The sequence below is a fragment of the Variovorax paradoxus genome, from assembly GCA_016806145.1.
Classification (GTDB): Bacteria; Pseudomonadota; Gammaproteobacteria; order Burkholderiales; family Burkholderiaceae_C; genus Variovorax.
In genome coordinates this window covers 488,631-503,294 of record CP063166.1, presented here as the reverse complement: position 1 = coordinate 503,294, position 14,664 = coordinate 488,631, and the positions used below count along the sequence as shown (strand labels likewise).

The 14,664-nt window shown below is 72.9% G+C and carries 11 protein-coding genes; 6 read left to right on the top strand and 5 right to left on the bottom strand.

The genetic code is table 11. From position 1 onward, the window contains the following. Position 1 precedes the first annotated feature (1 nt). A complete protein-coding gene (locus INQ48_02360) occupies positions 2-1,153 on the top strand; it encodes a CoA transferase (GenBank protein ID QRF58133.1) in 1,152 nt (383 codons plus the stop codon). Here INQ48_02360 and INQ48_02355 read toward each other — a convergent pair. Beyond that, on the bottom strand, positions 1,136-2,473 hold the full coding sequence (locus tag INQ48_02355) for a UDP-glucose/GDP-mannose dehydrogenase family protein (protein QRF58132.1): 1,338 nt from the start codon (positions 2,471-2,473) through the stop codon (positions 1,136-1,138). The two genes, INQ48_02360 and INQ48_02355, sit on opposite strands and share 18 nt — an antisense overlap. A 114-nt stretch (positions 2,474-2,587) precedes the next feature. Here INQ48_02355 and INQ48_02350 point away from each other — a divergent pair, with 114 nt between their 5' ends. Genes INQ48_02350 through INQ48_02335 form a run of 4 tightly spaced genes read left to right on the top strand, consistent with a single transcriptional unit; the run spans position 2,588 to position 6,514 of the window. Next, on the top strand, positions 2,588-3,610 hold the full coding sequence (locus tag INQ48_02350; GenBank protein QRF58131.1) for a glycosyltransferase family 2 protein: 1,023 nt from the start codon (positions 2,588-2,590) through the stop codon (positions 3,608-3,610). Between the two features lie 11 nt (positions 3,611-3,621). Then, entirely contained in the window at positions 3,622-4,608 is a 987-nt protein-coding gene (locus INQ48_02345; protein QRF58130.1) for a hypothetical protein, read from the top strand. Further along, positions 4,598-5,362 carry a hypothetical protein gene (locus tag INQ48_02340; protein ID QRF58129.1) on the top strand — a complete coding sequence of 255 codons (765 nt, stop codon included), beginning with the start codon at positions 4,598-4,600 and terminating at the stop codon, positions 5,360-5,362. The genes INQ48_02345 and INQ48_02340 overlap by 11 nt, the downstream gene beginning before the upstream one ends. 3 nt (positions 5,363-5,365) lie before the next feature. Beyond that, entirely contained in the window at positions 5,366-6,514 is a 1,149-nt protein-coding gene (locus INQ48_02335; GenBank protein ID QRF58128.1) for a hypothetical protein, read from the top strand. Here INQ48_02335 and INQ48_02330 read toward each other — a convergent pair. From INQ48_02330 to htpG, 4 genes are all read right to left on the bottom strand, one after another. After that, entirely contained in the window at positions 6,487-8,172 is a 1,686-nt protein-coding gene (locus INQ48_02330) for a hypothetical protein (GenBank protein QRF58127.1), read from the bottom strand. The two genes, INQ48_02335 and INQ48_02330, sit on opposite strands and share 28 nt — an antisense overlap. Positions 8,173-8,334: 162 nt before the next feature. Then, entirely contained in the window at positions 8,335-9,378 is a 1,044-nt protein-coding gene (locus INQ48_02325; GenBank protein QRF58126.1) for a tripartite tricarboxylate transporter substrate binding protein, read from the bottom strand. A 4-nt stretch (positions 9,379-9,382) separates the two neighbouring features. After that, on the bottom strand, positions 9,383-10,054 hold the full coding sequence (locus INQ48_02320) for a hypothetical protein (protein ID QRF58125.1): 672 nt from the start codon (positions 10,052-10,054) through the stop codon (positions 9,383-9,385). Beyond that, complete coding sequence (gene htpG, locus INQ48_02315) at positions 10,051-12,087, bottom strand: molecular chaperone HtpG (GenBank protein ID QRF58124.1); 2,037 nt, start codon at positions 12,085-12,087, stop codon at positions 10,051-10,053. Before htpG ends, INQ48_02320 begins: the two co-directional genes overlap by 4 nt. A 278-nt stretch (positions 12,088-12,365) precedes the next feature. On the opposite strand from htpG, the gene INQ48_02310 reads away from it, so the two are divergent. After that, complete coding sequence (locus INQ48_02310; protein QRF58123.1) at positions 12,366-14,630, top strand: hypothetical protein; 2,265 nt, start codon at positions 12,366-12,368, stop codon at positions 14,628-14,630. Positions 14,631-14,664: the final 34 nt, after the last annotated feature.

The window sequence follows — 14,664 nt, the reverse complement described above, 5'->3', positions numbered from 1 at the left end:
AATGACATCCACTCCAGGCGCACTCGCGGGCATCCGCGTCCTCGACATCTCCCGCATCCTCGGCGGCCCCTACTGCGGTCAGATCCTCGGCGACCATGGCGCCGACGTGCTCAAGATCGAGCCGCCGCAAGGCGACGACACGCGCACCTGGGGCCCGCCGTTCAAGGATGGCGTCGCTTCCTACTACCACGGCCTCAACCGCAACAAGCGCGTGCAGCACCTCGACTTCTCGACCGAGGAAGGCCGCGCCGCCCTGCTCGCGCTGGTGGCCGAGGCCGACGTGCTGATCGAGAACTTCAAGACCGGGACCATGGAGCGATGGGGGATCGGCTACGAGACCCTGTCGCAGCGCTTTCCGCGCCTGGTCTGGTGCCGCGTCTCGGGCTTCGGCGCCGACGGGCCACTCGGTGCGCTGCCCGGCTACGACGCCGCCGTGCAGGCCATGACCGGCATCATGAGCGTCAATGGCGAGGCCGAGGGCGGGCCGCTGCGCGTGGGCCTGCCCGTGGTCGACATGGTGACCGGCCTCAATGCCGTCATCGGCGTGCTGCTCGCGCTGCAGGAACGCCAGCGCAGCGGACGCGGCCAGTTCGTCGAGGCTGCGCTCTACGACAGCGGCATCTCGCTCTTGCATCCGCACGCCGCCAACTGGTTCATGGACGGCAGCGCGCCGCGCCGCACCGGCAACGCCCATCCCAACATCTATCCCTACGACGCCCTCGCCACCGGCACCGACCCCGTGTTCGTCGCCGTCGGCAACGACCGCCAGTTCGCGAGCCTGTGCGGCTGCATCGACCTGCCCGCGCTCGCCACCGATCCGAACTTCGCCACCGCGGGTGCGCGCTCGGTGAACCGCGACGCGCTCAAGCAACGGCTCGAGGCCGCCATGGCCGCCTTCGACGGCCGCGTGCTGGTCGAGCAGCTCATGGCCGCGGGCGTGCCGGCCGCGCCCGTGCTGCCTGTGGCGGCAGCGCTCGAGCATCCGCACACGGCGCATCGCGGCATGGTGGTCGAGATGGAGGGCTACCGCGGCATCGGCGCGCCCGTGAAACTGGGCCGCACGCCCGCGAGCTACCGGCATGCGCCGCTGACGCCGGGCGATGCGTTCCTGCCGCGCGCGGAGGAAGAGGCTGCGTCAAACGCGGCGCACTGAACGCCCGCGGCCGATGCCGTAGCAGGCGATACCGGCCGCCTCGACCTCGGCCGAGTCGTAGACATTGCGGCCGTCGAACACGGCGCGCGCCGACAGCAGCACGGCCATGCGCGTGAAGTCGGGCCGACGATAGGCCGCCCATTCGGTGACGAGCACGAGCGCATCGGCCCCATCGAGCGCGGCCTCGGGCGCATCGCACCAGGCGATGCCTTCGCGCTCGCCGAGCAGCGCGCGCGCATTCGGCATCGCGGCCGGGTCGTGCAGCCGCAGCCGAGCGCCGGCGGCCAGCAGCCGCTCGATCAGCACCAGGCTCGGCGCATCGCGCATGTCGTCGGTGTCGGGCTTGAAGGCCAGGCCCCACACGGCCAGCGTGCGCCCCGCGAGCGTGGCGCCGAAATGGCCGGCCACCAGTTCGAAGAGCCGCGACTTCTGCGCCTCGTTCACCGCCGCCACCGCGGGCAGCAGCCGCAGCGCGGCGCCCTCGCCCACATGCCGCAGCGCGCGCAGGTCCTTCGCGAGGCAGGAGCCGCCATAGCCCGCGCCGGCCTGCAGGAAGGCGGGACCGATGCGCGCATCGGCGCCGATCGCGCGGCGCACGCTCTCGATGTCGGCGCCCGCCTGCTCGGCCACGCGCGCCATCTCGTTCATGAAGCTGATGCGGGTGGCAAGCATCGCGTTGGCGGCGTACTTCGCCAGCTCGGCCGAGCGGCGGTCCATCACCAGCCACTGGCGCGCGGGGTCGCGCAGGAACGGCCGATAGAGCTGGGCCAGCAGCGCAATCGCCTCGGCATCGGAGGACCCGACCACGATGCGGTCGGGCGCGCGGCTGTCGTGCACCGCCGAGCCTTCGCGCAGGAACTCGGGGTTGACCGCCACCGCGATCCGGTGCGTCGCACCGCGCCGCGCCAGCGCGTCCCGCACCACCGCCTCGACCCGGTCAGCCGTGCCCGCCGGCAAGGTCGACTTGCAGACCAGCAGGCCGTCGCGGCCGCGGTGGCGCCCCACGGCGCGCGCCACCTCGAACACCGCCTCGAGGTCGACCGCGCCCGCGGCGTCGGCCGGCGCATTGACCACGATGAAGAGGATGTCGCCATGCCGCGCGGCCTCGCCGGCATCGTCGGTGAAGCGCAACCGGCCGGCCGCCGTTTCCTGCGCCACCAGCGCGCCGAGCCCCGGTTCGTGCAGCGGCATGCGGCCCGCGCGCAGGCCCGCGATGCGCGGCGCGTCGGTGTCGGCGCACAGCACCGCGTGTCCGGCCTCGGCCATGCAGGCCGCGAAGCTCAGGCCCACGTAGCCCGCGCCGAAGACCGCGAGCTTCAAGACAGCGACCCCGCGGCGGGCCGCGCCCATGAGCGATGGCACTGGCAACCGCGAGGGTTGTGCGATAAAAGCGGCATGCATGCCTTCCCAACGACGTCCGGACAGGAAAAATCGATGATGCCCGATCAAGTGGCGGCGCGCACCGCGCTGGTCCTCGAGACCAACAACCTGCGCGGCGGCGCCGATGCGCAGGCCAGGGCCGCCGCCAGCCTGCTGCGGCTGATCGCGCTGCTGGCACGGCAGAAGCAGCCGCTGTCCACGCTGGCCCAGGTGGTCATCACGCACGACGGCCTCGAGGCCGCCACCTGCGAGGAAGTGCAGCGCCTGGCCGGGCGGCCCGTCGACTTCGTGCGCATCGACGCCAGGACCGGCTACTACGACGCCAAGAACACCGGCTTCGCGGCCACCGACGCGGCGCGCTGCGACTGGGTGGTGTTCGCCGATGCCGACTGCCTGCCCGACGAGGACTGGCTGCGCGAGCTGCTCGCGCCCTTCGCGCGCGCCGACGCGCCGGCCGTGGTGGCGGGCCGCACCAGCTACGCGGCCAACGTGGTGGGCACCGCGCTCACCACCATCGACTTCATGTACTTTCCGAACGAGCACGCGGGCGCGACGAGCAACTTCTACGCGAACAACGTGGCGTTCCGGCGCGAGGTCTTCGACACCCACAGTTACCAGGCGCTCGACGGCGTGTACCGCGCCCACTGCCAGGTGCTCGGCATGCGGCTGCGCGCGGCCGGCATTGCGCTGCACTACGCGGCGCGCGCCCACACCGAGCACCGCCTGCCCGACACGCGGCGCGAGGCGCTCAAGCTGCGCTGGATGCGCGGGCAGGACACGTATTCGCTCACGCCGCACCTGCTGCGCAGCTACGTGTCGCCGCGCTGGCAGTGGCTCGCGAAGAGCGGACCGATCGGCCCGCTGTGCGTGCTCGTCACGCGGCTGGGCTTCAGCCTGCGCGCGCTCAACCGGCAGGACCTGCCGCCGCTGCGCGGCGCGCGCTGGGTGCTCGGCGTGCTGCTGATCCTGGGCTTCTCGGCCGTCGACATGCTCGGCGCCTTCGCGCGCGGCATCGGCCTGCACACCACGGGCCGCGCGCATGCCGATGCGCAGGCGCTCTCGTACCACCGTCCCTGAGGCCCGCGACCATGGCACGCCTGCTCGTTCTCGCCGCCCTCGCGCTGCTCGCCCCCGGACTCGCGGCCTCGGCCGAGTTCTCGGGCCGCGGCGTCTTCGCCTTCCGCTCGGGCAGCGGCTGCCCCATCGCCACGGGCGGCGAGGACTGCAACCGGCTCGCGCTCGATGACGAGCACACCCGTGCCACGCTCGACGAGGCCACGCACACGCTGCGCTTCGCCAATGACCGCGGCTACGACGGCAAGCGCATCGTGGGCGACGTGGTGCTGCAGGGCTCGGGCCGCACGGCCGACGGCCAGCGCGTGCCGCTGAGCTTCCATGCGCTGCTGAGCCGCTCGGGCAACGACTGGTCGTTCAGCAGCCATGCGCATGCGCCGGTGCGCGGCGAGTTCTCCGAGATCCGCATCGATCCCTGGCAGCTCGTGGTCGGCGAGGCCGGCGGCGAGCGCGTGCTGTTCAGCAGCGCGCAGGTCGTGGAGGCGCTCGCCAAGCCCTCGCTGACGGCGCGCCTGGCCGACGAGCTGGTGCAGGTGCGCGACAACCGCGAGAACGCCGCGCGCGACGCCGACATCACGGTCGGGCTCGGCGTGTCGAAGGCCGTCAAGTGGGTGGCACGCACGCGCTTCGTCACGACGCGCAACCGGCCGCTGGCCGAGGCGATGCGCGAGGGCAACTGGTCGCTCGAGCTGCAGGCGCTCAGCGGCCAGATCCCGCGCCAGGTGGTGCAGCGCGACCTGTTCCTCTACGGACTCGAATCGCAGTCGCTGCTGCAACCGCTGCTGCAGCGCGGCTTCCGCAAGAACGAGAAGCTCACGATCGGCGCCGCCGGCGGCAAGGGCTTCGTGCGCTACGACGGGCAGCAGCGCGAGTTCGCCGGCGCCGACGCCACGGCGCGCGGCTTCCTGCAGGGCAGCTTCCTCGGGCTGGTGCTCGGCTGGCAGCAACAGCAGCTGCAGCCCGTGGCGCTCGATGCGAAGGCCGGCTCGAATGGCCGCTGAGCTGTACGCGCGGGCCGAGGCCGATGCCGAGGCCCCGGGCTTCGAGAGCCTCGCGCCGCCGTTGCTGCACGGCTGGCCCGCGCTGCAGGCCGCGCTGGTGCACCGCGTGAAGCGCGCCGCGCTGCGCCAGCTGCATGCGAGCCGCGCGGGCGAGGCATTGCTGCTGCGCCTCTACCTCGTTGGCGAGGAATCGTCGGAGCAGGCGCTGCAGCGCGAACTGCGCGCCGCCGCGCCCGACTGGCTCGAGCGCCAGCTCGACCAGCACCTGGCCGACGAGCAGTTGCATGCGCGGCTGTTCGCCGAGGCCATCGCCGAGCGCGGCGGGCGCGCACGGGCCGGTGCCGTCGACGGCAAGCAGCCGCGCCCCGACTGGTTCAGCCGGCGCAAGCTCGCGCGCTGGCAGGCGCTGATCCGCCGCCACGCGCCGCACTTCGCGCACGGCGGCCTGGTGCCGGCCTATGCGATCGGCCTCGCGGCCGAGCAGATGGCCTCGCGCATCCTCGAGCGCCACTGCGCGCTGATCGGGCCCGCGCATGCGCTGCATCCGCTGCTCGCGCGCGTGTGGGCCGACGAGCAGCGCCACGTGCGGCTGTGCAGCCACACGCTGCAGCGCTGCGTGGCGCCGCACGAGCGCGCGCGGCTCGCGCAGCTGATGGACGAGGTGCGCGCCATCGAGCGTGGCTTCGGCATCACGGGCGCGCTCGGCATGTGGTGCGCGGGCGCGGCGCTGCGGCTCGCGTCGCACGCGGGCTGAGCCATGCCGCGCATCCTCTACCTCGCGACCGCCGACGCCCGCGGCCACCTGATGCGCTCGCAGCTGCTCGCGCACGCGCTGCGCGCGGCCGGCGCGCAGGTGCAGGTGCTGACCACCTCCGACGAGGGCGCGCGCTTCCTCGCGGGCTTCGGCATCGACGCGCCCGTGCTCTCGCGCCACTACGCGGTGCAGTTCGACGCGCGGCAGAACATGCTGCGCCGCGAGACCGACCGCAACGTGGCGCACTACGTGTTCCGGCCCGGGCGCATGCTGCGCGACATCGCGCGGCTGCACGGCCTGCTGCGCGAGGCCGACCTGGTGGTCAACGACTCCTTCCATCCCGCGCTGCTGTTCATGGGCGCGCTGCCGCCGTGGCGGCACAAGGTGGTGCACGTGTACGGCGCGAGCCTGCGGCGCGCGCTCGAAGGCAATTTCAGCGGCCGGCTGCCGGGCTGGACGGCGCGTGCCTTCGGCCGCATCGTGGCCTGGCAGATCGGGCGCAGCCGCGCGCGCATCGCGCACGATTTCGCGCAGGAGGCACCGGCGCACGATGGCCGCGGCACGCACCGGCTCGCGACGCCGGTGGCGGTGGCCTCGAACGACGACGTTGCGGCCGTTGCTTCGCGGGCCGCGGTCTACCTCAACCCGCACTTCAAGGACGAGGCGCTGGCCGACGGCCTCGAGCGCGGCCTGGCCGCCGCGGGCCTGGGCGCGCATTGCGTGGGCGAAGGCTATGCCGGGCGCGCGGGCTGGCAGCCGCAGGACGCCCACTGGATCGACACCGCGGCGCGCAGCGCCTTCATCGTCTCGGCCCCCGGCATGGCGGCGCTGTCGGTGGCCCAGGTCTACCGCAAGCCGATCCTGCTGCTGCTGACCGACCAGCCCGAGCAGGCGAGCAATGCCGAGCGCGCCGCGCAGCTCGGGCTGCACCATCGCGTGGTGGTGTGGCGCGGCGACGCGGCCGCGTTCGCGAGCGACGTGGCGGCCGCGGCGCGCGAGCTGGGCACGAGCACCGAGGCCACGGCCGCGCAGGGCCGCGAGGCGGCGCTCGAGCGGCTGCAGCCCTGGAGCCAGTTGCTGCTGCGCCTCGCGGCGCAACCGGCGGCGGCCGGTGCCGACGCGGCCTACCCGGCCGCGCGCCGCGCCGACTGAACGAACAGGCGCAGCATCCGGTCGAGCGCGCGCTCGGTCGGTGCCGTCGTGGTGTCGGGCTGCGGCAGCGCCGCGACATCGCCCGCGCCCGCCGGGCTCATCGACACGCGCAGCCGGCGCAAGGTGAAGCCCGAGCGCACGACCGGTTCGTCCGCGCCCTCGGCCACCTCCGCGTCGGCCGCCTCGCCCACGAAGAACTGCAGCACCAGGCACTTGCGCTGCGGCGAGGGCACGAGCTCGAACACCAGGCTGCGCCGCCACGCGCCCGAAGTGCGCTGGCCTGGCAGCATGGCGCCGTCGAGCAGCGCGACCACGCGCGTGCTCTGCGCCTCGCAGCGGTAGTCGATGCGCACGCGCAGCCGCTGCGCCGGCGCCTGGCCCTGCAGCGGATGCGCGAACACGGCCGCGGGCGGCAGCGGGATCACCAGGCAGGCCAGCGAGCCCTCGCTCCAGGTGTCGACGTCGTCGGGCTCCGACCAGCCATGGGCCAGCCACGCCGTGGCCGGATTGCCGGTGCGAAAGGCGTAGTCGCGACCGAGCACGAGTTCGGGCAGCGCCTGCAGGCCCGGGTCGCGGTCATCGAGGCCCCAGCGCGTGGAGAAGGCGCGCGCGATCGCGTCGGCGGGCCATGCGCCGGCGCCGGCCGGCGGGGCCGCGGCCTCCTCGCCGGGCGCGCTGCAGGCATCGAGCATGAAGTCGAGCGCGCCGAGCTCGGGCCCCACCGGCAGCCAGGGCGAGCAGGCCGCGGGCAGGCACTCGGGCGCGTTGCGGTCGGCGCGGATCAGCGCGCGCACGGGCTGCAGGAAGTAGCGTGCCTCGGTCAGCACGCTCGAGGACAGCCCCGCGACGAAGCGCAGGTTCTCGGCCGACAACAGCGCATAGGTGTTCTCGCGCGTCCAGGCGACGTTGGGAATGGCGCGCGCGATCGGCGCGAGGTCGTGCAGCGCGGGCTCGTAGGGATGGGGCTTCACGACCAGCAGGTCGACCTCCTGCGCCAGCGTGCGCAGCGCGCCGATCACGGCCGACGGATGCTGGCTGCGCCCGCCGCTCACCAGCGAGAGGTCGACCAGGCTCTGGCCGAAGAACAGGCCCACGCGCAGCCGCGGATCGAACAGCGCGCCTGCGCCGCGGCGCGCGAAACGGCCGCGGATCGCGGCCGCGTGGTTCCAGAACAGCTCCTCGTCGATGGCGCGCGCCTCGAGCGCGGCGCGGATGCGCGCGTCGTTGGTGCGGGCGCAGAAGTGAAGGTGCTCGGTGAAGCGGCGCGGGTCGATCTCGATGTCGAGGTAGCTCGCGCCGCCGCGGTCGATGCAGTGCTGCAGCGCCGGCGTCAGGCCCCAGCCGATCACCAGGCAGCCCGGGCCGAAGGCCGGCAGGCCCTCGAGCCCGCGCAGCGGCGCGAGGTCGGCGACGCAGGCGCGGGCCCAGCCGGCCGGCGTGGCCGGCAGGCCCAGCAGCGCCATCGCGCGCGCGACGTCGATCGTGCCGCCATGCGAGCGCGGCGCGATCTCGCGCATCGGCAGGCCGAGCCGGCCGAGCGCCGAGCCGAAGAAGCCCTGCAGGAAGCGCCGGTTGGCGGGGACGTAGTGCAGCCCGTTGTCGGACGAACGGAAGAAGTCGTCGACGAAGAGGACCTGGTGGAACCGGCGTGCGGGCATGGCGGTGGACGGTCGTTGGCTGAGGGAGCCGCCAATCTAGAAGCGCACTCTTAGCGGCCGGTGAGTCCCGCGCCAGGCGCGCGCAAAGTTCGTGCAAAGCAGCAGGCGAAGCGCGTGCCGCGTGTGAACGGCAGGCAAAGTTGCGGCGCCGGAAGGCGGCGCTCAGTCCAGCGTCAGGTTGAGCCCGCGGATCAGGCCGTCCCAGCGCTCGGACTCCTGATGCAACAGCGTGGCGAATTGCGCGGGCGTGCCGCCGACCGGTTCGACGCCATAGGCCGCGAGCTTGCGGTGCACCGAGGGATTGTGGATCGCGCTTGCGATCGCCTGCTGCAGCCGCGCCACGATCTCGGGCGGCGTGCGCGCCGGCGCCACCACGCCCACCAGCGCGGCCGCCTCGACGCCGTCGATGCCGAGCTCGGCGAAGGTCGGCACATCGGGCAGCTGCGGCAGGCGCACGCGGTCGGCGATCGCGAGCGCGCGCACGCGGCCGCTGCGGATGAAGCCCAGGCACGCGGCGAGGTCGCACATCATGGCCTGCAGCTGGCCGCCGGCCACGTCGGCCACCGCGTTGGCGGCGCCGCGGTATGGCACGTGCAGCATGCGCAGCCGGGCCTGGCGCTGCAGCAGTTCCATCGCGAGGTGGTGCGGACTGCCGGTGCCGGCCGAGGCATAGCTGATCTTGCCGGGATAGGCGCGCGCGTCCTCGAGGAAGGCGCGCGCGTCGCGCACGCCGCTGGCCGGTCCGACCAGCAGCACCAGCGGGAAGCGGCCCATCAGCGTGACCGGCGCGAAGTCGCGCTGCGGGTTGTAGCCGAGGTTGCGGTAGAGCACGGGGTTGAACACCAGCGTGCCGTTGTCGGCCGACAGCACGCTGTAGCCGTCGGCCGGCGCGCGCAGGACCTCGGCGGCGCCGAGCGAGGTGTTGCCGCCGGTGCGGTTCTCGACCACCACCGGCTGGCCGGTGTCGATCGCGAGCTGGTTGCCGACGATGCGCGTGAGGAAGTCGGAGCCGCCGCCCGCGGGGTAGGGCACGATCCAGCGGATCGGCCGGTTGGGAAATTCGCGCTGGGCCCGTGCGGGTGCGGCGCCGAGCAGCAGCGCGCCGGCCAGGCCGGCGGCACCCGCGAGCCAGGCGCGGCGATCAGGCGAGGCGGCCGATGGATCCGCCTGCGCCGATGCCACCGTTGCCACGCGTGCCGTCGCCATCGTCTCAGGGCGCGATCGGATTGCCCGGCGAGCCGAGCGCGTTGGTGCCGACGCGCGCGGGCGCCGCGGCCTCGGGGGCGCGGTAGGTGACCTGCACGGGGGCGGCGGCGGGTGGTGCCGGCGGGACGGACGCCGCCTGGCGCGCGGGATCGTTCCTGCGCACCAGCACGCCCGGCGCGCGGGCCTTGTTGACGCGCGGCGCGGCCGACACCGGCGCGGCGGCGGGCGCCGGGGCCGGCGCGGGTTGCGCGGCTTGCGCACCGCCCGTGGGCGGCAGCTCGGCCGCGACGCCGAAGCCCCCCGCGCTGCCGCCGACACCGGCCCCAACGCTGGTCACCGGACCCGGCTGCACGGCATTGGGCTTGCCCGCGTTGGGGTCGTGCAGCACCACGGTCTGGCCCACGCCGGCACCGACCGGGCCGACGCCCAGGCCCATGCCGACCGAACCCGCGACCGCGCCGCTGTTGCTGACCGCGACGCCCGCGCCGAGCGGGCCGAAGCCGGTGTTGAGGCCGACCGAGAAGTTGCCGTCCCGGGTGGCGCCGAGCCCCAGCGAGAGGCCCGGCACGATCGGGATGCCGATCTGGTAGTGGGAGCAGCCGCTCACCAGCAGCGCGAGCAGCACGCCGGCCGGAAGGCCGGCGGCCGCGAGGCGGGTGCGCGGCCGCGTGTTCACACCAGGAGCGCGTTCACGCGCCGCACGTAGGCCGCGGGATCGGCCGGCAGGCCGCCTTCGGCGAGCAGCGCCTGGTCGAACAGGATGTTCGCGAGGTCATCGAAGTGGGCCGAGCCCTCGAGCTTCTTGACCAGCGCGTGCTCGGCGTTGACCTCGAGCACCGGCTTGAGCTCGGGCGCGGGCTGGCCGGCCTGCTTGAGCATGCGCGCGAGCTGCGTGCTCATGCCGCCGTCCTGCACCACGAGGCAGGCCGGCGAGTCGACCAGGCGCGTGGTCACGCGCACGTCCTCGGCCTTGTCCTTGAGCGCTTCCTTGAGCTTCTCGAGCAGCGGCTTGAACGATTCGGCGGCCTCCTCGGCGGCCTTCTTCTCGTCCTCGTCCTGCAGCTTGCCGAGGTCGACCGCGCCCTTGGCCACGCTCTGCAGCGGCGTGCCGTCGAACTCGTTGAGGTAGTTGAGCGCCCACTCGTCGACGCGGTCGGTCATCAGCAGCACCTCGATGCCCTTCTTCTTGAAGACCTCGAGCTGCGGGCTGTTCTTGGCGGCGGCCAGCGTGTCGGCCGTGATGTAGTAGATCGCGTCCTGGCCGTCCTTCATGCGCGCCTTGTAGTCGGCGAAGCTCACGCTCACGGCATCGGTGGTGGTCGAGGCATAGCGCAGCAGCTTGGCGATGCGCTCGCGGTTGCCGAAGTCCTCGCCCAGGCCTTCCTTGAGCACGGCGCCGAACTCGGCGTAGAACTTGGCGTACTTGCCCGCGTCGTCGGCCGCCGCGGCGGCGGTCTCGGCCGCGGTCGGCGCGTTCTTGTCGACCACGTCCGTCACGGCCTCGGTCGGCTCGGGCGTGGGCACCGATTCGCCCGAGCCCACGTCGATGCGGCCCTCGCCGCTCTCGGGGCCGGTCTTCTGCTTCTTCGCCAGGTCCTCGAGCATGCCGAGCACGCGCTTGGTGCTGCCTTCGCGGATCGCCTTCACGTCGCGGCTTTCCTGCAGCAGCTCGCGGCTCACGTTGAGCGGCAGGTCGGCCGAGTCGATCACGCCCTTGACGAAGCGCAGGTAGCTGGGCATCAGCGCCTCGGCGTCGTCCATGATGAAGACGCGCTTCACGTAGAGCTTGACGCCCGCACTCTTCTCGCGGTTCCAGAGGTCGAACGGCGCCTTGGCGGGGATGTAGAGCAGCTGCGTGTACTCGGTGCTGCCCTCGACGCGGTTGTGGCTCCAGGCCAGCGGCGCCTCGAAGTCGTGGCTGATGCTCTTGTAGAACTCTTCGTACTGCTCGGTCGTGACGTCCTTCTTGGGACGGCTCCACAGCGCGTTGGCCTTGTTGACCGTTTCCCATTCGCCGGTCTTCACCATGTCGCCGGGCTGGTCGTTCTCGCCTTCCTTCCACTCCTCCTTCTCCATGAGGATCGGCAGCGAGATGTGGTCGGAGTACTTGCCGACGATCTGCTTGATCTTCCAGGCGTTGAGGTATTCGTCGGCATCCTCGCGCAGGTGCAGCGTGATGCTGGTGCCGCGCTCGGCACGCGTGATGTCGGCCACCTCGAAGTCGCCGGCGCCGCCGCTGGCCCAGCGCACGCCCTGCTCGGCGGGCAGGCCCGCGCGGCGCGATTCGACGGTGATGCGGTCGGCCACGATGAAGCCCGAGTAGAAGCCCACGCCGAACTGGCCGATGAGCTGGGCGTCGGCCTTCTGGTCGCCGCTGAGCTTGCTCACGAAGTCCTTGGTGCCGCTCTTGGCGATGGTGCCGAGGTTGTCGATCGCCTCCTGGCGCGACAGGCCGATGCCCTTGTCGGCGATGGTGATGGTGCGCGCGGCCTTGTCGAAGCTGATGCGCACGTCGAGTTCGGACTGGCCTTCGTAGAGCTCGGGATGGTCGATGGCCTCGAAGCGCAGCTTGTCGCAGGCGTCCGATGCGTTCGAGATCAGCTCGCGCAGGAAGATTTCCTTGTTCGAGTACAGCGCATGCGTGACGAGGTGCAGCAGTTGCGCGACTTCGGCCTGGAACGGGAGTTTGGTGTTGGAGGAATCAGCCATGGAAAAAAGAAAGGTCGGATCGAAAAAATTCTATGTCGGCGCGGCGGTCCGGGCTCGGCCCGGACACAGCTTTTCTACCTGGGGCAAACGGTTTTAAAAATCAACGCTCGCAACCGAGTTTTCAAGCACTCCATCACGGTTTACTACGAAAAATTCGGCAACACCCCGGAAGCCCTCGTTTTTGGTCAGCAAAAGTTACCAAAAACCACAATCATCGCCTCCGCTGCGCATGCAGCGATTCAACTCAACCGGGGCCCTCGGGGCCCAAAGGGACGGCGATGTTGTTGGATGACCAGGGAGTTGCCGTGGCCTGCCGCTGGTTGGCCCGGAATGCCGTGGCGCCGCGGGGCCGCCCGGGCGTCGGCTGCCTGGCGGCGCTGGCCTGCCTCGCGGCCGACGCGCAGACCGCGCCGCCCGCCGTGGCCGCCGAGGCCCGCATCGAGCCGATGGACCGGGCGCAGGCGCAGCAGGCGCGGCTGAGGGCCCTCGTCGAGGCGGCGCCGCAGGCCTACCAGGACCGGTTCATGAGCACCGACGAAGCCGGCGCCGCGCTCGCGGACGACATCGAAGCGACCTCCGCGCAGCCCCAGGGCTTTCGCGCCTGGTCGATCGAAAGCCGCGTCGGCTTCGGCGAGGCGAGCAGTTCCGGCGCCGGACGCCGGCGCGCGCTGGAGTTCGGCCAGCGCATCGACTACCGCCGCGAGACGCTCAACCACGGCGAGTGGCTGCTGCAGGCCGACGGCCGCCGCTGGACCGGCGACAGCGAGGCACAGGGCGGCGGCATCGGCATGCTGGGCTACGCGCAGGATGCGGGCAGCGGCCGCCTCACGCTGCGCAACCTCGCCTTTCCGCTGACGCCCAGGACCTTCGCCGACAGCGCGCTGGGCGACCTCCACAGCGAGCTCACCGCGGGCCTGGCGCGCCACTACCGGCTCTCGCTCGGCAGCAGCACGGTGCGCGGCGCCGCGCTGCGTGTGTACGACGCCGATAGCGACTGGCGCGCAGGCTTCGGCGCGCGCGGCGACCTCCGGGGCGGACCCTATCCGGGCTTCGAGCGCAGCCAGGGCACGCTCGGCTGGCTCGGCCTGACGCAGCGCGTGGGCGGGAGCGGCTTCGTCGCCGCGCAACTGAGCCGGGCGCGCGACCTCCCGACCTGGACCCTCGACCCGTTCACCGGCCAGGGCGTTGGATCGCGGCATGTCGAGAGCGGGGCCGGCGCGCTGGGCTGGGGCGGCGAGGTGGAGCGCGACGGCGACTTCCGGGCCCGCGCCACGCTGATCGGCAGCCGCACGCGCTCGCCGACGCCGGGCGTCGCCATCGGCGTTTCGCGCGGCCTGTTCGTCGAGGCCGGCGCGCGCCTGGGGGCCTACCGCCACGAGTTCGGCGCGCACGCGGCCGGGCCGAACCTCTTCTTCGGCGACCAGCTCGTGGCCGACGGCACGCGCGGCGCCTACTGGCGCGTGGACCGCGGCGGCAGCCGCCTGCACTGGGGCGCCGGACTCGAGCACGAACGCACGCGGGCCGACGCCGCCTTCGGGCTCGCGGGCTCCAGCCGCGGTGGCGCGAACGGCAACTTCCTCTACCAGTTCGACCGCCATGCCTCGGTCGGCGGCAGCCTGGGCCTGCAGCGCACGCGCTACGACGGAAGCGCGGACGCCACCATCGCCGGCAGCGACTCGCGCAGCCTCCACGCCAGCGTCTTCCACCAGCGGCGCATCCTCGACGGCCTGCGCAGCCGCTTCAGCCTGACCGTGCGGCGCAACGAACTGATCGTGCTCGGCGACCAGGCCGCCACCGGCCACGAATGGCAGTGGGAGCAGGACTGGATCGGCGCGGGCCGCGAGACGCTGCGCCCCGAATTCACCACCACGCTCGGCTACGCGCGCGACCGCAGCGGCGGCGTGCCGCGCAACTACCCCACGGCCGGCGTGCAGTTCCTGTGCTGGATCGACAGCGGCGTCCACATCGGCGGCAACCTGCGCTACACCTCGCAAAGCGGCGGCCTGCACACCAGCCGCGGGCTGTCGGGCTCGCTCACGGCCGAGAAGGCGCTCGCCCGCGGCTGGCGCCTCGGCTTCGCGGCCTCGTTCAACCAGGCGCGCGCCGCCGTGGCGCCCACCGCGAGCCTCGGCCCACGGCTGTACCGCAGCAACGACCGCAGCGCCTACGTCTACCTGCGCTGGGACGGCAGCGCGGGCACGGCCTTCCAGACCGCCGGCGTGCGCGACGCCGACGCGGGCGCCGGCGTCGGCAGCGTGGCCGGGCGCGTGTTCTTCGACGCCAACCGCGACGGCGCGCGACAGCCCGACGAAGGCGGCGCCGCCCAGGTGGAGGTCCTGCTCGACGGCCGCTACCGCGCCACCACCGACCGCGACGGCCGCTTCGAATTTCCGCTCGTGACGACCGGCCGCCACCGGCTGAGCCTGGCGCTCGACAGCGTGCCGCTGCCCTGGGGCGCGGCCGGCGACCGCGGCGTGGAGGTCAGCGTTCCGCTGCGCGGCCGGGTCGGTGCCGAGATTCCCGTGACCCGGGTGGGCGAATGAGCAGCGCGCCCCACCCGGTCCTTTCCCGCCCACC

Excerpts from the sequence above, each read along its gene's own strand:
- INQ48_02360 (QRF58133.1), top strand. The coding sequence starts at position 2 with ATGACATCCACTCCAGGCGCACTCGCGGGCATCCGCGTCCTCGACATC.
- INQ48_02350 (QRF58131.1), top strand. The coding sequence starts at position 2,588 with ATGATGCCCGATCAAGTGGCGGCGCGCACCGCGCTGGTCCTCGAGACC.
- INQ48_02345 (QRF58130.1), top strand. The coding sequence starts at position 3,622 with ATGGCACGCCTGCTCGTTCTCGCCGCCCTCGCGCTGCTCGCCCCCGGA.
- INQ48_02340 (QRF58129.1), top strand. The coding sequence starts at position 4,598 with ATGGCCGCTGAGCTGTACGCGCGGGCCGAGGCCGATGCCGAGGCCCCG.
- INQ48_02335 (QRF58128.1), top strand. The coding sequence starts at position 5,366 with ATGCCGCGCATCCTCTACCTCGCGACCGCCGACGCCCGCGGCCACCTG.
- INQ48_02330 (QRF58127.1), bottom strand. The coding sequence starts at position 8,172 with ATGCCCGCACGCCGGTTCCACCAGGTCCTCTTCGTCGACGACTTCTTC.
- INQ48_02325 (QRF58126.1), bottom strand. The coding sequence starts at position 9,378 with ATGGCGACGGCACGCGTGGCAACGGTGGCATCGGCGCAGGCGGATCCA.
- htpG (QRF58124.1), bottom strand. The coding sequence starts at position 12,087 with ATGGCTGATTCCTCCAACACCAAACTCCCGTTCCAGGCCGAAGTCGCG.
- INQ48_02310 (QRF58123.1), top strand. The coding sequence starts at position 12,366 with ATGTTGTTGGATGACCAGGGAGTTGCCGTGGCCTGCCGCTGGTTGGCC.